This window comes from Nocardia sp. BMG51109, assembly GCF_000526215.1.
Lineage (GTDB): Bacteria > Actinomycetota > Actinomycetes > Mycobacteriales > Mycobacteriaceae > Nocardia.
Window position 1 is genome coordinate 1,560,019 of record NZ_JAFQ01000004.1, and the last position, 22,285, is coordinate 1,582,303.

General features: G+C 68.4%; 22 protein-coding genes and 1 tRNA gene. 4 read left to right on the forward strand and 19 right to left on the reverse strand.

Features of this window, described 5'->3' with window-relative positions; all coding sequences use genetic code 11:
* Positions 1-113: 113 nt before the first annotated feature.
* Entirely contained in the window at positions 114-1,280 is a 1,167-nt protein-coding gene (locus tag D892_RS0108295; RefSeq protein ID WP_024800794.1) for a pyridoxal phosphate-dependent aminotransferase, read from the reverse strand.
* 208 nt (positions 1,281-1,488) lie between these two features.
* On the opposite strand from D892_RS0108295, the gene D892_RS0108300 reads away from it, so the two are divergent.
* Entirely contained in the window at positions 1,489-2,469 is a 981-nt protein-coding gene (locus D892_RS0108300; protein ID WP_036566824.1) for a M23 family metallopeptidase, read from the forward strand.
* Positions 2,470-2,523: 54 nt separating this feature from the next.
* Here D892_RS0108300 and purD read toward each other — a convergent pair whose 3' ends face one another.
* Positions 2,524-3,804 (reverse strand): phosphoribosylamine--glycine ligase, encoded by a 1,281-nt coding sequence (purD, locus tag D892_RS0108305; RefSeq protein ID WP_024800796.1) that lies wholly within the window; start codon positions 3,802-3,804, stop codon positions 2,524-2,526.
* 173 nt (positions 3,805-3,977) lie between these two features.
* Between purD and D892_RS0108310 the strand changes: the two genes are divergently transcribed.
* A complete protein-coding gene (locus tag D892_RS0108310; RefSeq protein WP_024800797.1) occupies positions 3,978-4,403 on the forward strand; it encodes an HIT family protein in 426 nt (141 codons plus the stop codon).
* A gap of 6 nt (positions 4,404-4,409) precedes the next feature.
* Here D892_RS0108310 and D892_RS0108315 read toward each other — a convergent pair whose 3' ends face one another.
* The 5 genes from D892_RS0108315 to D892_RS0108335 all read right to left on the reverse strand — a co-directional run bounded on the left by D892_RS0108315 (position 4,410) and on the right by D892_RS0108335 (position 8,128).
* Positions 4,410-5,870, reverse strand: a complete 1,461-nt coding sequence (locus D892_RS0108315) for a cell wall metabolism sensor histidine kinase WalK (RefSeq protein WP_051499024.1) — start codon at positions 5,868-5,870, stop codon at positions 4,410-4,412.
* Positions 5,867-6,604, reverse strand: a complete 738-nt coding sequence (locus D892_RS0108320; protein WP_369801740.1) for a response regulator transcription factor — start codon at positions 6,602-6,604, stop codon at positions 5,867-5,869. Before D892_RS0108320 ends, D892_RS0108315 begins: the two co-directional genes overlap by 4 nt.
* Before the next feature lie 70 nt (positions 6,605-6,674).
* Positions 6,675-6,746 (reverse strand) — tRNA-Thr (locus D892_RS0108325).
* Positions 6,747-6,941: 195 nt separating this feature from the next.
* Positions 6,942-7,184, reverse strand: coding sequence for an MbtH family protein (locus D892_RS0108330; RefSeq protein WP_024800800.1), 243 nt, complete (start codon positions 7,182-7,184; stop codon positions 6,942-6,944).
* Between the two features lie 104 nt (positions 7,185-7,288).
* Positions 7,289-8,128: an alpha/beta fold hydrolase gene (locus D892_RS0108335; protein WP_024800801.1), complete on the reverse strand. Its 840-nt coding sequence runs from the start codon at positions 8,126-8,128 to the stop codon at positions 7,289-7,291.
* Positions 8,129-8,284: 156 nt separating this feature from the next.
* Between D892_RS0108335 and D892_RS46485 the strand changes: the two genes are divergently transcribed.
* Both D892_RS46485 and D892_RS0108345 read left to right on the forward strand, forming a co-directional pair.
* Positions 8,285-8,455: a hypothetical protein gene (locus D892_RS46485; protein ID WP_156959431.1), complete on the forward strand. Its 171-nt coding sequence runs from the start codon at positions 8,285-8,287 to the stop codon at positions 8,453-8,455.
* Between the two features lie 97 nt (positions 8,456-8,552).
* Positions 8,553-10,061 carry a trehalose-6-phosphate synthase gene (locus tag D892_RS0108345; RefSeq protein WP_036568428.1) on the forward strand — a complete coding sequence of 503 codons (1,509 nt, stop codon included), beginning with the start codon at positions 8,553-8,555 and terminating at the stop codon, positions 10,059-10,061.
* 83 nt (positions 10,062-10,144) lie between these two features.
* Here D892_RS0108345 and D892_RS0108350 read toward each other — a convergent pair whose 3' ends face one another.
* The 12 genes from D892_RS0108350 to D892_RS0108405 all read right to left on the reverse strand — a co-directional run bounded on the left by D892_RS0108350 (position 10,145) and on the right by D892_RS0108405 (position 22,119).
* On the reverse strand, positions 10,145-10,633 hold the full coding sequence (locus D892_RS0108350; protein ID WP_024800803.1) for a h domain protein: 489 nt from the start codon (positions 10,631-10,633) through the stop codon (positions 10,145-10,147).
* 167 nt (positions 10,634-10,800) lie between these two features.
* On the reverse strand, positions 10,801-11,742 hold the full coding sequence (locus D892_RS43535) for a hypothetical protein (protein ID WP_024800804.1): 942 nt from the start codon (positions 11,740-11,742) through the stop codon (positions 10,801-10,803).
* Between the two features lie 13 nt (positions 11,743-11,755).
* Positions 11,756-13,192, reverse strand: a complete 1,437-nt coding sequence (locus D892_RS0108360; RefSeq protein WP_024800805.1) for an MCE family protein — start codon at positions 13,190-13,192, stop codon at positions 11,756-11,758.
* The gene (locus D892_RS0108365; RefSeq protein WP_024800806.1) at positions 13,189-14,436 is read right to left on the reverse strand and encodes an MCE family protein; all 1,248 of its coding nucleotides are present in this window, start codon (positions 14,434-14,436) and stop codon (positions 13,189-13,191) included. The genes D892_RS0108360 and D892_RS0108365 overlap by 4 nt, the downstream gene beginning before the upstream one ends.
* Positions 14,433-15,740, reverse strand: coding sequence for an MCE family protein (locus D892_RS0108370; protein ID WP_024800807.1), 1,308 nt, complete (start codon positions 15,738-15,740; stop codon positions 14,433-14,435). Before D892_RS0108370 ends, D892_RS0108365 begins: the two co-directional genes overlap by 4 nt.
* Positions 15,737-16,801 (reverse strand): MCE family protein, encoded by a 1,065-nt coding sequence (locus tag D892_RS0108375; RefSeq protein ID WP_024800808.1) that lies wholly within the window; start codon positions 16,799-16,801, stop codon positions 15,737-15,739. The genes D892_RS0108370 and D892_RS0108375 overlap by 4 nt, the downstream gene beginning before the upstream one ends.
* Positions 16,798-17,829, reverse strand: coding sequence for an MCE family protein (locus tag D892_RS0108380; RefSeq protein WP_024800809.1), 1,032 nt, complete (start codon positions 17,827-17,829; stop codon positions 16,798-16,800). Before D892_RS0108380 ends, D892_RS0108375 begins: the two co-directional genes overlap by 4 nt.
* Positions 17,826-19,043 carry an MCE family protein gene (locus D892_RS0108385; protein WP_024800810.1) on the reverse strand — a complete coding sequence of 406 codons (1,218 nt, stop codon included), beginning with the start codon at positions 19,041-19,043 and terminating at the stop codon, positions 17,826-17,828. Before D892_RS0108385 ends, D892_RS0108380 begins: the two co-directional genes overlap by 4 nt.
* 5 nt (positions 19,044-19,048) lie before the next feature.
* Positions 19,049-19,900, reverse strand: a complete 852-nt coding sequence (locus tag D892_RS0108390) for an ABC transporter permease (protein WP_024800811.1) — start codon at positions 19,898-19,900, stop codon at positions 19,049-19,051.
* A 4-nt stretch (positions 19,901-19,904) separates the two neighbouring features.
* A complete protein-coding gene (locus tag D892_RS0108395; protein ID WP_024800812.1) occupies positions 19,905-20,669 on the reverse strand; it encodes an ABC transporter permease in 765 nt (254 codons plus the stop codon).
* A 279-nt stretch (positions 20,670-20,948) separates the two neighbouring features.
* On the reverse strand, positions 20,949-21,881 hold the full coding sequence (locus tag D892_RS0108400; RefSeq protein ID WP_024800813.1) for a 3-oxoacyl-ACP reductase: 933 nt from the start codon (positions 21,879-21,881) through the stop codon (positions 20,949-20,951).
* 49 nt (positions 21,882-21,930) lie between these two features.
* Entirely contained in the window at positions 21,931-22,119 is a 189-nt protein-coding gene (locus D892_RS0108405; RefSeq protein WP_024800814.1) for a ferredoxin, read from the reverse strand.
* Between the last annotated feature and the right edge of the window lie 166 nt (positions 22,120-22,285).

Consider the following 22,285-nt stretch of genomic DNA (forward strand, 5'->3'; position numbering starts at 1 on the left):
TCTCCGCGCGGTGTTGAAAAAACAACCACCGCTGTTCTACCCCATCCGGGCGCGTTCGGGGGGCCGGAACGAAAACTCTTAGCGGATCCGTGCTGCTCAGACGATCAGACTGTTCAGGCGTCCAGATAGCCGCGGAGTCGGTCCAGGGCCGCCTCGATATCGGCGGTGGCGCCCGCGAAAGAGAAACGGACCGTATGGTTTCCGTTGGCGGTGTCGAAGTCGATGCCCGGTGCGATCGCGACGCCGGTGTGCGCCAGCAGGTCGGCGCACCAGCGGGTCGAATCATGGGTCAGGTGGGCGATATCGGCGTAGGCGTAAAACGCGCCGTCGGCCGGAGCGAGCTCGGTGATGCCGAGGTCGGGCAGGCCCCGCAGCAGCAGGGTGCGGTTCTCCGCGTACCGGCGGACGTGACCGTCCAGCTCCGCCTTGGCATCGGGGCCGAACGCATGCGCCGCGGCGTACTGGGAGATGGCGGGCGGGCAGACGGTCAGGTTGGAGGCCAGCCGCTGCAGCGCCGGGCGCAGGCCGCTCGGCACCAGCATCCAGCCCAGCCGCCAGCCCGTCATCGAGAAGTACTTCGACACCGAGCCGATGACCACGGATTCGCGCGAGGTCTCCCAGGCCGAGGCGGTCGGCTCGGTATCCGCTCCGGCGTAGGCGATGCCGTGGTAGATCTCGTCGGAGATCAGCAGCGTGCCGTGCGCGTCGCACCAGCGCGCCAGGGCGGCCAGCTCGTCCGGCGCGATCATGGTGCCGGTCGGATTGGCCGGGCTGGCCACGATCAGGCCGGCCGGTGGCTCCGGCAGTTCCTCCAGCATCGCGACCGTCGGCTGGAAGCGAGTCTGCGGGCCGCAGTCCAGTTCGATCACCCGGCATCCCAGGGCCGCCAGGGTGTTCCGGTAGGCCGGATATCCGGGCCGGGGGACCACCACCGTGTCGCCGGGATCGAAGGCGGCCAGGAAGATCAGCGAGAACGCGCCCGAGGATCCCGTCGTGACCACGACGTCGTCGGGGTCCACCGCGATGCCGTAGGTGCGGCTGTGATGTCCGGCGATCGCCTCCCGCAGCGGGAGAATGCCGAACGTCTCGGTGTAGCCGAGCAATTCGTGGTCCAGCGCCGCCCTCGTCGCCCGCAGCACCGGCGCCGGCGCGGGCGTCGACGGCTGTCCGGCAGCCAGCACCAGAACGTCGCCGTGCGTGCGGGCACGCTCGGCGGCGGCCTTCCAGACATCCATGACGTAGAAGGACGGAACGGTCGACCGGCGGGATTCACTGCGCACCCGACGACCGTAGAACACGAGAACACCGAGGCCACCCGCACCCGGGCGGGATGCGATACCACCGGAATCGGCCCTCGTCGGCGGCGCGTACCGGTGACGGCCGCGAGCGCCACCGACCCAGCGGCCCGCCACAGGGGTTTCTGAGGCGATCCTGTGGATGGCCTCGCCCTCCTGCGACCGCCGCGAGCACCCTGTTATCGTCGGCAGAATGCCTGACCAGGCACGCAGTGCGAAGGTTCTACCAGGCGGCGGAACGGTGCTCCGCCCCGACTGGCGTACAGCGCTGCGGCAGGACCGGGGCCTCGGCAGGCGGTGGGTCCGGCAGGCGACGGCGCGCGTTCTGCGGTGGTTTCGCCGGATGTGGCGTGCCGCCGCGGGTTTCGACTGGCGAGAATTTCTCCGGCGCGACTGGCGGGCCTACGCCGAACACCAGTGGCCGCGGCTGCGTGCCCGGCTGATCCGGCACCGCGTGCTGGTGGCAGGGGTAGTCGTGGTGGCGCTGCTCGCCGCGGCCGACGCCACCGCGCCGCGCCCGGCCGACGTGGCCTTGGCGCCGGGTAGCACGCAACGCGTTCCGGTCGCCTATCCGCTGCAGGTGCAGTCGGAGCCGGAGTCGAGCAAGCGCTATCTGAACGCCATCAACAACGGCGAGCACATCCGCGAGGCGCAGGTGGTCGCCGCCGCCGCCCGCGCCACCCTGGAACGCGCGAAAGCCGAAGCGGCAGCGGCGGTTTCGGGGCAGCCGACGCCCTGGCTGGGCAGCGCCGCCACACCCCTTCCGGGCGGCATCCTGCCCGGTATCGGCGGCTTCGCACTGCCCGCGATCGGCGCGTTCACCTCCGGGTTCGGACAGCGCTGGGGCACCTTCCACGCCGGTATCGACATCGCCGCGCCGATCGGCTCGCCGATCTACGCGGTCACCGACGGCACGGTCGTCGACGCGGGCCCCGCCCAGGGTTTCGGGCTCTGGGTCCGCGTCCGCCACGACGACGGCACCATCTCCGTCTACGGCCACATGTACGACTTCTCGGTCTCGGTCGGCGAACGCGTCCGCACCGGACAGCAGATCGCCCGGGTCGGCAACCGCGGCGACTCCACCGGCCCCCACCTGCACTTCGAAATCCTGATCAACGGCCGGCACATCGACCCCCAACCCTGGCTGGCCCTGCACGGTCTACGGCTCAACTAGACATCCCCCGGAACCGCATGGCGCGGAAGGTCGTGAGCGTGGGCGAACGACTACCTACACCCGGGCGGCGGGGACCGAGATGCGGTCCTCGGTGGCGGCCAGGGCTATGTCGGTGCGGTAGTGGCTGCCGGGGAGCTTGATCCGGGCGATGCGGGCGTAGGCGCGCTCGCGGGCCTCGGTCAGGTCGGTGCCGGTCGCGACGACGTTGAGGACGCGGCCGCCCGCCGACAGCAGGGCGCCGTCGTCGCGCAGGGACGTGCCGGCATGCAGCACTTCGGTATTCGGGTCGGTGCCGTCGGTGCCCGTGATCACGTCGCCCGTGCGGGGTCGGCCCGGGTAGTTCTCCGCCGCCAGTACCACGGTGATCGCGGCGCCGCCGTTCCATCGCGGCGGCTCGGTCTGCGCGAGGGTGCCCGTGGCCGTGGCGTACAGCAGTGCGCCCAGCGGCGAGTCCAGCAGCGCCAGCAGCGCCTGTGTCTCGGGATCGCCGAAGCGGCAGTTGAATTCGACCACCGCCGGCCCGGCCGAACCGATCGCCAGCCCGGCGTAGAGCAGTCCGGAGAACGGCACGCCGCGCCGGACCATCTCCGCCGCAACGGGTTTCACCACGTCGTCGACGATTCCGGCGATCGTCTCGGGCGGCAGCCACGGCAGCGGCGTATAGGCGCCCATGCCGCCGGTGTTGGGGCCGGTGTCGCCGTTGCCGACGCGCTTGTGGTCCTGGGCGGGCAGCATCGGCACCACCGTCTCGCCGTCGACCAGGCAGAACAACGAGACCTCGGGACCGTCGAGATACGACTCCAGCAGTACCGGGTGCCCCTGCTCCAGCAGTTCGGCGCCGTGGTCGCGGGCGGCCAGCCGGTCGTCGGTCACCACCACGCCCTTGCCGGCGGCCAGGCCGTCGTCCTTCACCACCCAGGTCGGCCCGAAGCGGTCGAGCGCGGCGTCCAGCTCACCCGGGTGGTCGACCACCTCGCTGTGCGCGGTGCGCACCCCGGCCGCGGTCATGACGTCCTTGGCGAACGCCTTCGAACCCTCGATCCGGGCCGCCGGCGCCGACGGACCGAAGCAGGCGATCCCGGCCGTGCGCACCGCATCCGCGATGCCCAGCACCAGCGGCACCTCCGGCCCGATGACCACCAGGTCGGCCGCGACCTCACGGGCCAGCGCGACCACCGCCTCGGCGCTGCAAGGATCGACGGGGCGAACCTGCGCGTACGGGGCGATGCCCGGATTCCCGGGCGCGGCGACGACGGCACTCACCCCCGGATCCCGCCGCAGGGCCAGCACGAGGGCGTGTTCACGGGCTCCAGCACCGATGACGAGTACTCGCACCCGACACAGCTTAGGTGACGTCGTTCGCCGCCTCTGCGGGTATCGACCGGACAACCCGGTGCCCCCGGCGTCCGTGCTCGCGTTCGACCCGGCCGCGTCGGTGACAGTAGGGCTCCGACCAGCGACGACGACCGTCCGCGTGGCGACGCGGCGAGCGCCAATAGACTCGCCTCATGGCTTCTGTTTTCAGCGCGATCATCGACGGCCGGTTGCCCGGACGGTTCGTCTGGGCGGACGACGAATTCGTCGCCTTCCTCACCATCGCCCCGGTCACCCAGGGGCATACGCTCGTCGTGCCCCGCGCGGAGATCGACCAGTGGCAGGACCTCGACCCCGATACGTTCGCGCGTCTCAACGCCGTGGCACAGAAGATCGGGCGGGCGGTGCGCGCCGCCTGGGAGGCTCCCCGGGCCGGCCTGCTCATCGCCGGACTGGAGGTGCCGCACCTGCACGTGCACGTCTTCCCGGCCTTCGAACTCAGCGATTTCGATATCTCCCAGGCCGATCAGGAGCCGAGCAAGGAATCCCTCGACGAGGCACAGGCCAAGATCAAGCAGGCCCTGCGCGACCTCGGCCACGGCGCCAACGTCCCGGACTGAGCGCCGCTAGGACGTCCGGGGCAGGCGGACGGTGAAGGTCGTGCCCTCGCCCACGGCGCTGCGCACCGACACCGCGCCGCCGTGGGCCGCCACCAGCGCCCGGACGATGGACAGGCCCAGGCCGGTGCCGCCGCTGTCGCGGCTGCGGGAGGCGTCGGTGCGGTAGAAGCGCTCGAAGATCCGGTCGGCCTGATCGGGCGGCAGGCCGGGCCCGGTGTCGGTGACCTCCAGCACGACCTCCTCGTCGGCCGGGGTCAGCCGGACCGTCACCGCCGCCTCCGGCGGTGTGTGCACCAGGGCGTTGTTGACCAGATTGGCCAGCACCTGCCGCAGCCTGGCCTCGTCGCCGAGCAGTTCCACTGTTCCCGCACCGGAACCGATTTCGAGGTCGATCGGGCGGCTCGGCCCCTCCGGCCGCTGCGCGGCGTCGACCGCGCGGGCGTTGTGCACGGCATCGCTGGCCAGCGCGAGCAGATCGACCGGCCGGCGATCCAGCGGGCGCTGCGCGTCCAGCCGGGCCAGCACCAGCAGATCCTCCACCAGCAGCCCCATCCGGTTGGACTCCCGCTCGATCCGGTCCATGAACATGGCCGGATCGCCCAGCGCCCCTTGCCGATACAGCTCGGCGAAACCCTTGATGGTGGTGAGCGGTGTGCGCAGCTCGTGGCTGGCGTCGGCGACGAACTGCCGCATCTTCGCCTCCGATCGCCGCGCCGATTCCTCGGACGCCTCGGTCGCGGCGAACGCCTGCTGAATCTGCGACAGCATGCCGTTCAGCGATTGCGACAGCCGGTCGACCTCGGTGTCGGTGCCGCGCACCGGAACCCGGCGATGCAGGTCGCCGCCCGCGATGGCGGCGGCGGTCGTCTCCACCGCTCGAAGCGGCCGCAGGCTGCGCCGAATCACGAACTGCGCCACCACCGCCAGCAGCGCGAGCACGATCAGGCCCACCACCAACTGCAGCCCGATCAGCCGGTCGATGATGTTGCCGGTCTGGTCCAGCCGCAGCGCCACCACGGCGGTGCCGTCCGGGTTCACCACCCGCAGCGCCCGCCATTGCTGCGCGGAATCGCCTGCCGAACCCACCGTCCGCGGTTGCTCGCCCAGGTCGGCCGGAATTTCGGGCGCCGTCGAACCGGAGTTCAGCGTGAGTCCCTGAATACCGTCGGCGTTCTCGACGCGTACATAGAACAACGCCGGCGGCCGCTCCCGGCCGGGCCGCATGGGCAACCGCTCCGGCGGCGGCGCATCGGGCGCGGCCCAGGTGTGCGCGGCGTCGACCAGCTGCCGGTCCACCTTGTCGATCAGGACGTTGCGCATCGCCGACGTGACCGCGATCCCGGACACCAGCAGTCCCAGCCCCGCCAGCGAGACCAGCGCGAGCACGAGCGTCACCCGCAGCGGCACCGCCGCCAGCCGGTGCGCCGCGGCGGTGCGCAATCGAGCCGTAGAACGGCGCGAACTCATTTCACCGAGGATTTGCTGCGGCTGGATGCACGCATGACGTAGCCGACCCCGCGCAGCGTATGGATCAGCCGGTCCGGGCCGGTGTCTACCTTCTTGCGCAGATACGACACGTAGGTCTCGACCACGCCGACCTCGCCGCCGAAGTCGTAGCGCCACACGTGATCCAGGATGCGCGGCTTGCTGAGCACCGTGCCCGCGTTCACCATGAAGTACCGCAGCAGGGTGAACTCGGTGGGCGACAGCGCCACCGGCTCGCCGGCCTTCCACACCTCGTGGGTGTCGTCGTCGAGTTCGATGTCCTCGAAGCGCAACCGCGCCGACTTGCGCTCCTCGATCGTGTGCCCGGACCGGCGCAGGATCACCCGCAACCGAGCCACCACCTCTTCCAGGCTGAACGGCTTGGTGACGTAGTCGTCGGCGCCCAGCGTGAGGCCGGTGACCTTGTCCTCCACCTCGTCGCGGGCGGTGAGGAACAGCACCGACGCGTCGATGCCGTCGGCGCGCAACCGCCGCAGCAGTCCGAACCCGTCCATTCCCGGCATCATGACGTCGATGATCAGCGCGTCCGGGCGGAAGGTGCGGGCCCGGTCCAGCCCCTCGGCGCCGTTGCCCGCGCCGGCCACCTCGAAACCCTGGTAGCGCAGGCTCACCGAGAGCAGTTCGACGATCATCGGTTCGTCGTCCACCACCAGCACGCGGGCCTCGGGCGTCCGACCGGCAGGCTGACCATTCATGACGCCCATGGTCCTTCCCGAGCCGCCGAGGATGCTGAACCTCGGCTGGGAGTTTCCTGGGAACGGAGAGAGCCCCCTGTCGGGATTGAACCGACGACCTTCGCTTTACAAGAGCGGTGCTCTACCACTGAGCTAAGGAGGCGGGTGAAGCGGTTGCCATCATAACGGGACGCACCGACGGCGGGATACCGGGTTTCCGGTGCCATGCGGCGGCCTACCGGCCCGGAGGACCACTGCGCCGCGGACACGACGACAGCGGCTGCGGGATACCGGAAACCGGTATCACGCAGCCGCCGGTCGTGGCCGTCGCCGCGCAGTATCTCTCGGGTACCGCGGGTCAGGACTGTGCGGTCTGGCGGGCCGCGTCGTCGGCGGCCATCGCGTCGCGCAGGCTCTTGGGCCGCATATCGGTCCAGTTCTTCTCGACGTATTCGACGCAGGCAGCGCGGCTGTCCTCGCCGAACACCACTCGCCATCCGGCCGGGACCTCGGCGAAGGCGGGCCACAGCGAGTGCTGCTCCTCGTCGTTGACCAGTACGAAGAACCGGCCGTCCTCGTCGTCGAACGGGTTGGTGCTCATTTCACCTCACTGGATACGTGCGCTGGGTACGGGGAACGCTGCGGGGCCGCGAATTCCCCCAGCGTTGTGTCGACCCTAGCAAGGCCGACGTTACGAGTGGGCTGTTACCTCGAGCCATCGAAGAAGTCGAGGATCACCTTGTTCACCGCCTCCGGCCGCTCCAGGTATCCGTAGTGGCCGGCGTCCGGAATCTCCTGGTACCGAGCCCCCGGGATGGCCTCGGCCAGCTCACGGGTGAGATATGCCGGAATCATCCGATCGTCGGCGAATCCGACCGCCAGGCACGGCAGCTTGATGCCCCGGTAGGCCTGCAATCGATCGAAATCGTGGTCCATCCGCCGCTGCGCGCGAATGCCCGGGGTGGCCGGGCCACCGGTGAATTCGAACAGATCCAGCCAGTCGCGCGCCGAATCCGTCTCGGCCATGGTGGCCGGCGAGAGGTTCATCACGGCGGTGAGCGCGGCCTCGTACTTCGGCGGCAACTTCACCCCGCTGCCGTCCAGGTCGTGCTCGCCCTGCGACAGCGTCTTCTGGAACTGGTCCAGGCGCGCGTGCCCGGCCATGAACACCGCCTTGCGCACCAGGTCCGGGCGGGCCAGCGCCAGCTCCTGCGCCACCCGCGCGCCCATCGAGGTGCCGGCCACCAGCACCGGCCCCTCGTCGAGCAGTTCGATCAGGCCGGCGGTGTCGCGCACCAGGTCGTCGATGGTCATGCCGTGCGCGGACTCGTAGGTCGGGGCGATGCCGCGATTGTCGAAGGTGCACACCCGGTATCCGGCGGCCAGCAGCGCGGGCACCTGGTGCAGCTCCCACACCCGGCCCGGACTGCCGGTGCCCATGATCAGCACGACCAGCGGCGCGGTGCCCTTGGTGTCGGTGCCCTTGGCCTTGTCCCCCTTCAGCTGATAGTTCAGCGAGATTCCGTTCACCGTGGCCAACGGCATGATGCTGAGACCCTTTCTCTGTTCCGATACTCCACTCCCCACGGTATAGGTATTCACCGGGCGGACGTTTCCCACCGGCCGCGCGAACTGCCCCGATGCGCGCGCCCGATACCATTGACTGTCACAAGAGACACGACCCCGAGCCGAGAGGACACGATGATGGCCGCGAAGGGCGCGAACGACATCGCGGACGACGATCTGGAGCCGCTCGCCGACGAGACCGCACGGCAGGCTCAGCGCGTGGTGGCGGCGTACGCCTCCGACGCGGACGAATGCCGGATGCTGCTGTCGATGCTCGGAATCGGACCCAACACCCGGACCGAATAGCCGCCGATCTCCCAGAACACAACTTCACGGGCTCGAGCTACCGGAGGATCCAGTGGTGGACCAGAAGAGCGAATCCCAGACCGACTTACAGAACGCTCTGCCGGATGCCGACCCCAGTCCATCGGGCTACCTGAGCGGTGACGCCGGTTCGGGTTTCGTCGTCGTCGCCAATCGGCTTCCGGTGGACCTGGAGCGACTACCCGACGGCTCGAAGCGCTGGAAACGCAGCCCCGGCGGGCTGGTGACGGCCCTGGAGCCGGTGCTCCGCAACAACAACGGCGCGTGGGTGGGCTGGGCGGGGGTGCCCGATGTCGACGTGGATCCGATCGTCGAGGACGGCCTGGAGCTGCATCCGGTGCCGCTGTCGGCCGAGGAGGTCGGCGAGTACTACGAGGGGTTCTCCAACGGCACGCTGTGGCCGCTGTACCACGACGTGATCGTGCGCCCGGAGTACCAGCGCAGCTGGTGGACCACCTACGTCGCCGTCAACCGGCGCTTCGCCGAGTACACCGCGAAGGTGGCGGCCGAGGGCGCCACGGTCTGGGTGCAGGACTACCAGTTGCAGTTGGTGCCGAAGATGCTGCGCATGCTGCGGCCCGACCTGACCATCGGATTCTTCCTGCACATCCCGTTCCCGCCGGTGGAGCTGTTCATGCAGCTGCCCTGGCGCACCGAGATCGTGGAGGGCCTGCTGGGCGCCGACCTGATCGGCTTCCACCTGCCGGGCGGCGCGCAGAACTTCCTGTACCTGGCGAGAAGGCTTGCCGGACAACCGACCTCGCGCGGCACCATCGGCGTGCGCGCGAAACTCGGTGTGGTGCAGGTGGGGTTCCGCACGGTGCGGGTGGGCGCGTTCCCGATCTCGATCGCCTCCGCCGAACTCGACGAGCTGTCGAGGCGGCGGTCGGTGCGCGAGCGGGCCGCGCAGATCCGCTCCGAACTGGGCAACCCGAAACACATCCTGCTGGGTGTGGACCGGCTGGACTACACCAAGGGCATCGATATCCGCCTGGAGGCGCTCGAGGAGCTGCTGCGGGAGGGCCGCCTGGATCCGGCCGAGACGGTGATGGTGCAGCTGGCCACGCCGAGTCGTGAGCGCGTCGAGAGCTACATCCAGATGCGCGGCGATATCGAGCGGCAGGTGGGCCGGATCAACGGCGAATTCTCCCGCGTCGGATTCCCCTTCGTGCACTACCTGCACCGGCCGATCCCGCGCGACGAACTGGTCGCGTTCTTCGTCGCCGCCGACGCCATGCTGGTGACGCCGCTGCGCGACGGGATGAACCTGGTCGCCAAGGAGTACGTGGCCAGTCACAGCGGTCTCAACGGCGCGCTCGTGCTCAGCGAATTCACCGGCGCCGCAGCGGAATTGCGCCAGTCCTACCTGTGCAATCCGCACGATCTCGACAGCGTCAAGGATGCGATCATGGCCGCCCTCGACGACGATTCCGACACCCGGCGCCGCCGCATGCGCGCGATGCGCCGGCAGGTGCTCACTCACGACGTGGACCGCTGGGCCCGCGCATTTCTCGAGGCGCTGGCCCAGGACCGGGTGGCCGGCAGCGCGCTGCTCAGCGACGACGACGTGGACCCGGGCTCACGCTGATCCGGTGTAGCCGTGCGCCGTAGCCACGTGCCGATCCGGCGCGGAGTCACGTCGCGGGCCACCGCGACCTCGGTGCGGCGCAATCAGATCGGGGTAACCTGCCCGACCAGCCAGCGCCCGTCGTCCTTGTCGACGGCGACCCGGACCCGGCTCGGCGTGACGTTGCCCTGCGGCGAATCCTTGCTGGTGGTCACCTGATTCAGGTACACCAGCACCGTCGCGTGCGAGCGTTCGGCCGAGACCACACCGGCCGACTGGGCGGTCGCGTGCACGGTGAGCTGCTTCTCCTTCGCCCCCGGCGCGATGGCCTGGTTGATCAGCTTCAGGTAGTCGTTGCGGAAGCTCGGCGTCAGATTATCGGCGGCCTTCGGCAGTTCCTTGTCGACGGTGTTGAAGTCGTAGGTGAACATCGCCTCCACCGTGCGCCGCGCGGCGGCCACGGAGTCGACGCGGGCCTGTTCGGCCTGGTGATCCGACCAGTACCGGAAGCCGGTGAGGGAGGCGACGGCCGCGGCGGCCACCACGAGCACCGTCGCCGCCACGAACAGGACCGGACGTAGCTTGCTGTTCATAGTGCGATTCCTCATGCTCACGCTGTTTCCCTCGGGCACGAGCGGGGTGCCTGCGGGGTTACGCTCCGCTGCCGCCTCCGGCCCTGACCCGCTCATGCTGTGTCCACCGGGCACGAGCGGGGTGCCTGCGGGGTTACGCTCCGCTGCCGCCTCCGGCCCTGACCCGCTCATGCCACGAACTCCACCTGGGAGGCGGTGGTCCCGTGGTCGTCGTGGATCACCGTGACGCGGAAGCGGTAGTAGCGATCCTGCGGCTGCTGGGTGCCGGCATTGGTCAGGGTCTGCTTGGCCGCGACCAGCACCCGGGCCGTGGAATCGTCCTGGCTCTCGATCGCCGCCTCGATGATCTCGCCGCTGGCCTTCACCTTGGCCTGCTGAACGACCTGGGCGTAGGCATCCTTGCGCTGGGAGTACTCGTCCTTCAGCTCGCCGGAGGCCACCGACAGCACGCGGTCGATGTCCTGCGGGGCGGTGTCGTCGCTGATGTGGGTGAGGTTGAGGACGGCCTGCTTGGCGGTCTGCACGTAGTCCGCGCGCCGCTCGGCCACCGCGTCGGCCTGGTGCTGGTGGTAGAAGAAGAATCCGCCGCTGCCGAGCAGGACGACCAGGGCCAGCACCGCGGCCGCGGCGGCGGTCCAGCCGAGCTTGCCCAGCGTGCCGGGGCCGCGGCCGTCCGAACCGGCCGCGTCGCCTGCGGCCACCGCATCGTCCCGGCCGGAGGCGGTGTCGTTACCGACCGCACCCGCCGAGACGACGACGGTATCCGCGGCACTGTCACCCGAGCCGGAAACTGTTGTGCCGCTGACAGATTCGACACCGGAAGACCCGGCCCGGCCGGAGGCGTCGGCCGAACCGGAAGACTCCGACTTGCCGGAGGATTCGGCATCGCCCACATCGGCGGTGGCCCACTTCACCGTCGGCGCGCTGTCGAGCCGCACCGTGGTGTCGTCGCCCGCCACACCGGCCTCGGAACCACCGGCGACGGGTGTCGCAGCGCCGGTGGCGGCCGAGTCACGGGTCTCGGTCTCGTGCCGCTCCTCGACCGGGGGTCCCGCGTGTCGGCTGGCACGCCGCCGGGACCGCCCGCCGTTGGGTGTGGTTTCGCTCATGGCCGTGCCTCGCTCATTGTTGTTGCTCCTGGAGCATTGCCTGCCAACTGGACGGTACCTTGCCGGAGCCGTCGCCCCCGGCGTCCCCCTGCCGGTAGGTGCGGCCGTCGGGGCCCTGGAATGTGCCGTTACCCAGGTCGTAGGTACGCATCGCCGCGGCCGGCTGGGTCTGCCCGGGGGCTCCGGCCGGTTGCGCTCCCCCGGGCTGCGTGGCGGGCTCACCGGACGGCGTGACCGGATTCGGCGGGCCGAACGGCGGGTTGTCACCCTCCGGCAGGTACCCCTGCGGATCGCGGCACAGCTCCGGGCTGGGAGCGCGCTTGCCGGGCACCTCGGCGCACGGGGTGTTGCGGATACCGCGGACGGCCTCCTTGGCGTTCTGGGCCACCTTGCAGTACAGCTCGCCCGGAATGTCGGGGGCGTCGGTCTGGCTGGCCGGCCGCTGCTGGTCCGGCGGCAGGAAACCCGTGGTGCAACCGGGCGGGTCGTTGAGCCCGAGCATGAAGTCCACCATCGCGCCGTACTGGGCCGGACCGCGCACGACGGTCAGCAGCGCCGAGATCATCTGGGGATAGATCACCAGGATCTGCTCCAGCCCGGAATGATAGGTGACGCCGACCTGCCCGACGCTGACCAGGTTCGAAACCAGCAGCGGCAGCGTCGGTTGCAGGTCCTGGAACGTCTGGCTGACCTTCTGCGCCGCCGACGGCGTGCGCTCCAGCAGTTGCCCGAGCGACGGATCGTGTTCGCGCAGTTGATCGGTCACGGTGGCGAGGTCACGGGTCCACGACCGGATGGAGTCCGCGGACCGGTTCTGCGTATCCAGCAGCGGCCCGATCTTGTCCAGCAGGTCCTTGGTCTCCCCGGTGTTCTTCTTGGCCTCCTGCACCAGCAGCGACGCGGAGTCGATGAACTTCTGCAGATCCGGTCCGGCGCCGTTGAACGCGACGAAGGCGTCGTCGATCACCTGCCGCAGCTTGGTGTCGGCGACCGACGACAGCAGGCGGTCGGCCTGATCCAGCATCGCGCCCACATCCTGCGGAAGCTTGGTGCGCTGCACGGGAATCACCGATCCGTCGTGCAGGTTGCCGCCCTGCGGATTCTGGACCGGCACCAGATCGACGTACTGCTCACCGATCGCGGACACGCTCTTCACGTACGCGTCGACATCGCCGGGGACCTTGTAGTCGCTGTTGATGGACAGCTTCGCGTCCACTCCCTCGGGGGTCAGCCGGACCTCGTCCACCTTGCCGATATTGGTGCCCCGGTAGGCGACGTTGGCGGTCGGATACAGACCGCCGGTGGCGGCCAGCTTCACCGTGACGCCGTAGCGCCCGATACCGAACATGGCCGGCAGATGGACGTAGCTGCCCGCCATCACGACGAGCCCGACCACCGTCAGCACGGAGAAGATGATCAGCTGGGTCCGGATGAACTTGGAGAGCTTCATCGGCCCGGACCTCCTTGTGGCGCACCGGGAGTCGTGATTCCCGGAATGGCGGGCAGACCGGGAATCGGCGGCAGCCCGGGGATGCTCGGCGCCGGCGCCGGATTCGGATTCTCCGGCGCGGGCGGTGGCGGCGGTTGCAGCGGGCCGGTCACCGGATCGTTCTTACCCTCGGCCGTTCCGGCGAGGGCGCCGAGCGCGCCCTCGACGCCGCCGAAGTGCCCGCCCAGCGGCGTTCCGGTCAGGAAGTTGGAATCCAGCCGGGCGCCGGTGAGATCGACGGTCATGAGCAGGTTCAGGTAGTCGCCCTGGACCGCCTTGTCGATGTTCTTGATCGGGAACGGGAACGTCAGCAGGATCTGCAGCGAGTCGGCCAGCCTGGTTCCGGTGTCGGCCAGCGATTTCAGCGCCGGATGCAGGTTGGCCAGGTTCGCCTTCAGATTGTCGCCGCCCCGGTCTATGACCCGGTTCACCACATCGCTCAGACCACCCAGTGCCGTAATGGTTTTCGTGATGTTCTCGCGGCGGTCGGCGAGCACGGTCACCGCGGGGTGTAGATCCGTGACCGCGGCGGCCAGTCGATCCTGCTGCTGCGCCAGCGTTCCGGAGAAGCGGTCGAGGCCTTCCATCGCCGAGATGATGTCGCCGGTCTGCTGGTCGAGAGTCGTTGTCAGCTGGGTCAATTGCGGCAGCAGGTCGCGGATCGCGTCCTGCCGCCCGGTGAAGGTGGCGTTCAGCTCGTGCGTGATGTTCTCCAGCTGCGAGATGCCGCCGCCGTTGAGCACCACCGACAGCGACGACAGCGTCTGCTCGGTGGTCGGGTAGGCGCCCGCACGGTCCAGCGGGATCAGGTCGCCGTTCTTCAGCTGCCCCTCGGCCGCAACGCCCGTGGGCGCGGACAGCTCGACGTGATTGCTGCCGAGCAGACTGGTCTGCGCGACGCTGGCCACGGCGTTCTCCGGCAGCCGCACGCCCTTGTCGAGGCTCACGGTGACCAGCGCGTGCCAGTCCTCGACCTCTATCCCGGTGACGGAGCCGACCGTGACGTCGTTCACCTTCACCGGCGAATTGCGGGTCAGGGTGGTGACATTCGGCATCTGGATCCGCACCTGCCACGAGTCGGATCCGGTGCCGGCCGCACCCGGCATGGGCAGCGTGTTGAGGCCGTCCCATTCGCAGCCGGTCGCGCCGAGGAGCACGGCCAGCCCGATCGCCGCCCCGGCGATGCGCATCCGGCGCTTACTCATCGCGGACCTCCCGGAAGCGCCGGAAGCCCGGGAATCGCCAGTCCCGCAATGCCGTTCGGCACGGCCACCGGGGCACTGTCCTGCTGAGCCGCGCCCGGCGGAGGGCCGTTCCGGCCCTCCACCCGATCGGCCAGATCGGGCGTGCTGTAGGTGAGCTGCTGCGGGAACGCGCCCTGGCCGGACGCCGGATTCAGCAGCAGCGGCGGGTAGTTCATCATCAGCGACTGCAGCACCGGGGCCAGGTACTGGCGGCACAGCGCACCGGACTTGTCCGAGTCGTTGGCCTGGATGCTCTCGATCGATCCGCACAGGAACGCGAACGGATTGGCCGCATTGGTGCCGACCACGGATCCGGTGAGCGAACCCTGGGCGGGCTTGTAGATCTGATAGAAGTTCGCCAGCGCCGTCGGTCCCGAATGCAACACCTTTTCCAGTTCGGGACGCTTGTCGGCCAGCACCTGGGTGACGTCGGCCAGCCGCTGCACGCTCTCGGTCAGCTGCCCGCCGCGCGCGTCCAGGAACCGTTTGACGTCGCCCACCGCGGAATCGAGGTTGTCCAGACCCGCGCCGAGATCGCCGCTGGTGTCCGACAACACCGACGACACCGACGCCAGCCGCCCGCCGAACTGCACGATCTGGTCGTTGCTCTTGGACAGCACGTCGACGAACTGCTGCAGATTGCGAATGGTGCCGAACAGGTCGGTGCGGCCGTCGGACAACGTGTTCAGCGTGCTCGACAGCTCGCGCAGGGTGTCGCGCAGCGCCTGGGCATTGCCGTCGGCCAGGTTGTCCGAGGCGGTATCGACGAAGCGGCCGAACGAGCCCTGCGAATCCTGGCCGACCGGCCCGAGCGCCTGCGACAGCTTGGTCAGCTCGGTCTTGATGTCGTCCCACTCCACCGGCACCGCAGTGCGCTCGATCGGAATCACCGCGTCGTCGTGCATCTTCGGGCCGCCGTTGTAGGCGGGGGCCAACTGCACGAACCGCGCCGACACCAGCGACGGCGATACGCTCACCGCGCGCGCGTCGGCCGGAAGATCGACGCCCCGGTCCACGGTCATCGTGACCTTGACCTCGTCCTTACCGGGCTCGATCGAGTCGATCCGGCCGACCTTCACGCCCAGCACCCGGACGTCGTCGCCGGCGTACAACCCGTTCGTGGACGGGAAGTGCGCGGTGATATGCGTCTTTCCGATATTGGTCACGGCACCGTAGACCGCCCAGCCGGCCAGCGCGACGACCAGCGCCGCGGCGACGATCCGCACCCAGCGCGGTACCTTGGTGATCTTTCCCAGCACGGTCATCTCGGCGGCTCCTGGATTGCGGGACCGACGCCCAGCGGCGGGTGATGGAAGTACTCCTCGAACGACTGCGGCACGCGGTCCGGCCAGACCAGTGCGTCCACCAGAACCCGCAGCGTGAGGCTGGTCGCATTGGACACGTACGCCTGGAAGTACGGGCCGCTGCCGACCTGCTCACCCAGCGCGGCCTCGAAGGGGCCGAGGCGTTCGAGGGCCTGGCCCAGGTTGTCCTTGTTCTTCTGCAGCAGCGCCAGCACCGAATTCAGCTTGTCCAGCGTGGGTTTCAGGCTCTGCTCGTTGTCGTTGACGAAGCCGGTCAGCTGCTGCGCCAGGCCGTTGACGTAGACGATCAGCTGGCTCAGCGCCGTGCGCCGGGCATCCAGCTCGCCGAGCAGGCTGTTGCCGTCGACCAGCAGCGAGTTGATCTGGTTCGAACGATCCGACAGCACCTTGGTCACGTTCTGGGCGTGCGCCAGCAGATCGGTCAGGGCCTGGTCGCGGGAGTTCAGGCTGCGCGAGAGCTGGGTGATGCCGTCCAGCGCCGAGCGCATCGGCGCCGGGGTATCGGCGAAGGCGCCCGACAGCGCGTCCAGGGTCTTGTTCACCTGGTCGGTGTCCAGACCCTGCACCGTGGTGGCCAGTTCGCCCAGCGCGTCGTTCAGCGAATACGGAGAGGTGGTGCGCTCCAACGGAATCGTGTCGTCGAGGCGGATCGCGCCGTTGCCCGCGGGGGTCACCTCCAGCGACTTGCGGCCCAGCACCGTATTCGTCTTGATGGCGGCGGAGGTCTTGTCCCCCAGCACGATCGACTCGTCCAGGCTGAACCGGATCTTCACTTTGGTCCCGGCCAGCTCCACGTTCTCGACCTGGCCCGAACGCACCCCGGCGACCTGCACCTGGTCGCCGGTCAGCAGCCCGCCCGCGTCGGCGAAGAACGCGGTGAACTCGGCGCCGGATCGCACGAACGGCAATCGCTCGAATTGCAAGGCGGACAACGAGACCGCGAGGGCCAGGACCACGCCGACGATGCCGACGTTGATCAGTGGGGAGCGCTGCTTGTTCATTGCGGGGCACACCTTCCGGTCGTCTGCAGACCGGGCAGATCGACGTGCATCGGCTTGCCGTCCGGGCCGTCGACGAGGAAGTTCGTCCCGCAGACGTAGATGTTCAGGAACGATCCGTACGAACCGATACGCACCAGCTTCTTGTAGGTCTCGGGCAGCCGGTCGAGGATCCATTGGAGATCGCCGGAGCGCTCGTCGAGATTCCCCGACAGCCGGCCCAGTTCGTCGGCGGTCTGCTTCAGGTCGGGCCTGGCCGTCTGCAGCAGGTCGGTGAGGTCACCGGTCGCGCCGGCCAGCCGCGGCAGCGCGTCCCCGATCGGATCCTTGTCCGCCGCAAGGCCGCTCACCAGGCGTTGCATCTCGGTCAGCGTCGTATCGAATTCCTTGTTGCGATCGTCGAGGGTGCCCAGCACCGCCTTCAGGTTCTCGATCACCCCGCCGATCAGCGCGTCCCGGTCGGCGAGCGTCTTGGTGAACGAGCCGGAGCTGTTCAGCAGCGTGACCAGCGTGCCGCCCTGCCCCTGGAACACCTGCAGCAGCGCATTCGTCAGGTCGTTGACCTGCGCCGGATCCAGCCCGCGCAGCAGCGGTTTGAAACCGCCGAGCAGCATGTCCAGATCGAGCGCCGGCTTGGTCTTGTCGGTGCCGATGGTGCCGTCCTCGCCCAGCGCCTCGGCGGAACCCGGCCCCTCGAGCAGTTCCAGGTAGCGATCACCGGTCAGGTTCTCGTAGCGGATGGTCGCCTGCGTGCTGAGGTAGAGCTTGTGCTTGCGATCGACGTCGAAATCGACGTGCGCGAGATGGTCCTTGCCGACCGACACCCGCTTCACCGAGCCCACCGGCACACCGGCGATGCGCACCTTGGCGCCCGGCAGCATCCCGGACGAACTGGTGAACACGGCGTGATATCCGGTCTCCCTGGCGAACCGCATCTGGCTGAAGATCACCCCGAGCAGGGCCAGGACGAGCACCATGACCAGCGTGAAGATCGACAGCTTCACGGTGGCGGCGTGTGGTTTGAACCTCACGGGTTATCCACCCCCGGTAGTCCGGCGAACAGCAACTGGAACACCCTGGGCCCGTTCAGGTGGGTATCCAGCGGCGGCGTCCACACCTCTCCTTCGGAGGTATCGGTCACGAGGTAGTTGGAATTGCTGCCCGGCACGCGATCGGTGAGGCCCTCGCAGTGCGGACCGCCGGTGGCGTTCACCTTGGGCAGATCCTTCGGGTACTGATACGGCGTGCCGCCCGGCATGAAGCTGGCGTTCAGATTCACGTACGGCCCCTGGCCGCCGAAGACCTGGTTGGCCACCGGAAGCGCATCCGCCACACCGAGAACGAGGCAGTTCAGCGCCGGGTTGTATTCGTTGAGCAGTTCCGCGGTGGGCCGCAAGAGATCCAGCGCGGTCACCAGGCCCTGCTCGTTCTCGCGCAGCACCGATCCCGTGGTGTCGGCCAGCCCGATCAGGTTCACCAGCACGCCGTCCAGATCGTCCTTGTGCTCGACGAGGGTCTGGGCGGTGACCGCCGCATTGTCGGTGGTGCGCAACAGATCCGGCACGGTGTCGGCGTAGAGGTTGGTCACCCCGACCGAGGTCTGCAGATCCTGCCGCAGCTGCGGCAGGCTCGGATTGATATCGCGCAGGTACTGGTCGCTGTCGGCCAGCAGCCGACCCAATTCGTCACCGCGGCCCTGCAGTGCGGTGCCCAGCGCGGTCAGCGTCGCATTCAGCTTCTCCGGCTGAATCTTGCCCAGCACCTCGGTCAGATGCTGGAAGATCGTATTGAATTCGACGGTGACCGCCTTGGCGCTCAGCGTGCTGCCGGGCCGCAGGTGATCCGTCGAAGGCTGCTGGGGCAGTTCGAAATTCACGTACTTGGCGCCGAATACGGTGGTGGACCGGATATCCACGCCGGCATTGGCGGGCACCAGCTTCAGCTGGTCGGGATCGACGGCCAGGCGCAGCCGCGCGCTGTCGCCGGTATAGGAGATGGATTCGACCCGGCCGATATCCAGGCCGCGAATCTTGACCTTCGCGTCCGGGTCGAGCACCAGTCCGGCGCGCGGCGAATCGACATAGACGGTCTCGGTCTGCGTGAAACCGCCGGCGAACATCGTCAGCGCGACGGCGACGACCGCCACCAGGCCCAGCACCATTCCCAGCCCGGCCAGCTTGACGCCCCACCCGGCGCCGAAGATCTTTCCGGCACCGTCCTTTTCGACCAGTTTGTTTGCCGCCATACCGCCTACCCGGAGAGATGGAAATTGCCGGTGGTGCCGTAGATGGCCAGCGAGACCAGCAGGGTCACCGTCACCACGGCGACCAGCGAGGCGCGCACGGCGTTGCCGACGGCGATGCCTACCCCGACCGGTCCGCCCGAGGCGTGATACCCGTAATAGGTGTGAATCAGCATGACCGCCAAGGCCATGAAGATCGCCTGCACGAACGACCAGAGAATGTCACTGGGAATCAGGAATGTCGAGAAATAGTGGTCGTACACGCCCGCCGACTGCCCGTAGATGACCACCGTCGCGAACCGGCTGGCCACGAACGAGGCGATCACCGCCAGCGCGTACAGCGGCACGATCGCGATCATGCCGGCCAGCACCCGGGTGCCGACCAGAAACGGCACCGGGCGAATGGCCATCGATTCCAGCGCGTCGATCTCCTCGGCGACCCGCATGGCGCCCAATTGCGCGGTGGCGCCGGCGCCGATGGTGGCCGCCAGCCCGATACCCGAAATCACCGGCGCCGCAATGCGAACGTTGATGAATGCGGCGAAGAATCCGGTCAGCGCCTCGACGCCGATATTGCCCAGCGAACTGTAGCCCTGCACGGCGATCGTGCCGCCGGCGAACAGCGTCAGAAATCCGACGATCACCACCGTGCCGCCGATCACCGCCAGCGCACCGGTGCCCATGCTGATCTCGGCGATCAGGCGAATGGTCTCGGTGCGGTAGTGGGTCAGCGCGCGTGGCACGGCGCCCAGCGACTGCGCGTAGAAGATCGCGTGCCGTCCGACATTGTCGAGCGAGTCGGACCACCTGCGCACGCGTCGCACAGTACGCGGGAAACGAGATTCGATCACGAAGGCCATACCGTCACCGCACCGAGAACTTCACGCCGACGGCGGTAACCACAACGTTCACCACGAACAGAGCCATGAAGGAGAACACCACCGTCTGATTGACCGCGTCGCCGACGCTCTTGGGCCCGCCCCGGACGTTCAGCCCCAGATAGCACGCCACCAGCCCGGCGATCAGGCCGAACAATGTCGCCTTGACCTCGGAGATGACCAGCTCGGGCAGGTGGGTCAGCAGAGTGATCCCGTTGACGAAGGCGCCCGGGTTCGCGCCCTGCAGGAACACCGAGAACAGGAAGCCGCCGACGATGCCGATCGTGCACACCAGGCCGTTGAGCAACGCGGCGACGAACATGGAGGCCAGCACCCGGGGCACCACGAGCCGGTGCACGGGGTCGATGCCCAGCACCCGCATGGCATCGATCTCTTCGCGAATGGTTCGCGCGCCGAGGTCCGCGCAGATCGCGGTGGCGCCGGCGCCGGCCACGATCAGCACCGTCACGATCGGGCCGACCTGGGTGACGGCGCCGAAGGCAGCGCCCGCACCGGACAGGTCGGCCGCGCCGATCTCGCGCAGCAGGATGTTGAGCGTGAAGCTCACCAGCACGGTGAACGGAATGGCGACCAGCACGGTCGGGACGATCGACACGCGAGCCACGAACCAGGACTGATCCACGAACTCGCGGCGCTGGAAGGGCGGCCGGACCAGGGCCCTGGCCACGGCGGCGGCCAGTTCGAAGAACCCGCCGACCGCCTGCATGGGCACGGCAAGAACCTGGTTCATTCGCCGACCTCCTTGCCATGCTTCGGGTACTGCCTGCGACGGCCGCCGCCACAGGCGCCGAACCGTCCCAAAGATTAGAACATGTTCACTAGATTCTAGAGGCTAGTTCAACGTTTTTGAACTGCCCTTTTCTTTCAAGTCGTCACCGAAAGCTAGAACTTGTTCATTCTGCGTACAAGTTGCCTTTGTGAGGCATCACACACCACCGACGTTCATGTCTACCAACTGCCCGACGACCGATCAACCGCTGAACGAGGGCAGCTGCCACCAGTTGCCCGTTCAGCCGAGTTCGTGCAGCGCTGATGCGGAAAACGTACGCCCGGAAGATCGTTCCGAGAAGTAGTTTCCGAGCGTGTCGGCCAGCGCCGTCGGCGTCCATTCCGCGCCGGTGGCGTCGAAACGCTGCTCCACCTCGGGGGCGGACATCAGCGCCACCATCGATCCGTAGACGACGAAGACCTGTCCGCTGATCGACTCGGCCGCGGGAGCGGCCAGGTAGGCCACCAGCCGGGCCACGTGATCGGGCGACAGCGGATCCACCTCGCCCTCGGGCGCCGCCGAGAAGACGCTCTCGGTCATCGAGGTCCGCGCCCGCGGGCAGATCGCGTTGGCCCGCACGCCGTAGCGCGCCAGCGCGCGCGAGGCCGACAGGGTCAGCGAGGTGATGCCGGCCTTGGCGGCGGCGTAGTTCGCCTGCCCCTCGGGCCCGAGCAGGCCGGCCTCGGAGGAGGTGTTGATCAGGCGCCCGTACACCGGGGCGCCGGATTCCTTGGATTTGCCGCGCCAATACGCCGCGGCATTGCGCGTCAACAGGAAATGCCCGCGCAGATGGACCGCGATGACCGCATCCCATTCGTCGTCGGACATGTTGAACAGCATGCGGTCGCGGGTGATGCCGGCGTTGTTGACGACGATGTCGACCCCGCCGAACGTCTCGTCGGCGGTGTGGATCAGCGCGTCGGCGGTGGCCCGCTCGGCCACGCTGCCGGCGACGAATTCGGCCTTCGCGCCGAGCGCGCGAATGTCGGCCAGCGTGTTCGCTACCGCGTCGTTCTCGGCCAGGTCGTTGACCACCACGGTGGCGCCGACGGCGGCCAGGGCGAGCGCCTCGGCCCGCCCCAACCCGGCGCCGGCGCCGGTGACGATCGCCACCCGGCCGGACAGACTCAGATCACGTTCCGGGTCTCGAGTTCCTTCGCTGCGCTGCGTCACATCCACGCCGCGACTCTAGAACGTGTTTCAGTTAACGGCAAGCATCGATTCATTCGAGCTTCAGCGCCGCCTTCGGGCACTGGGCGACCGCGGTCTCGACATCGGCCACGCGATCGTCGGGCACTTCGGTCACCGACACGTGCAGCATGTCCTCGTCATCGAGTTCGAAGACGTCGGGCGCGATTCCGACACAGATGCCGTTGGCTTCACACTGATCGAAGTCCACAGTCAGCTTCATTGACAACTCCTTTGCCGCAGATAGCGCCGAGCCTACAAGCCCGCCCCGGCCGCTGCGGCCCAAGCGGCCGGATTTACGGTCCATACTGGAACATGTTTCAGCCAGTGTGCAATGATCGGGACAACCGCCCAGCGTCATACCTGTCGGCTATCGAAAGAAATAATGA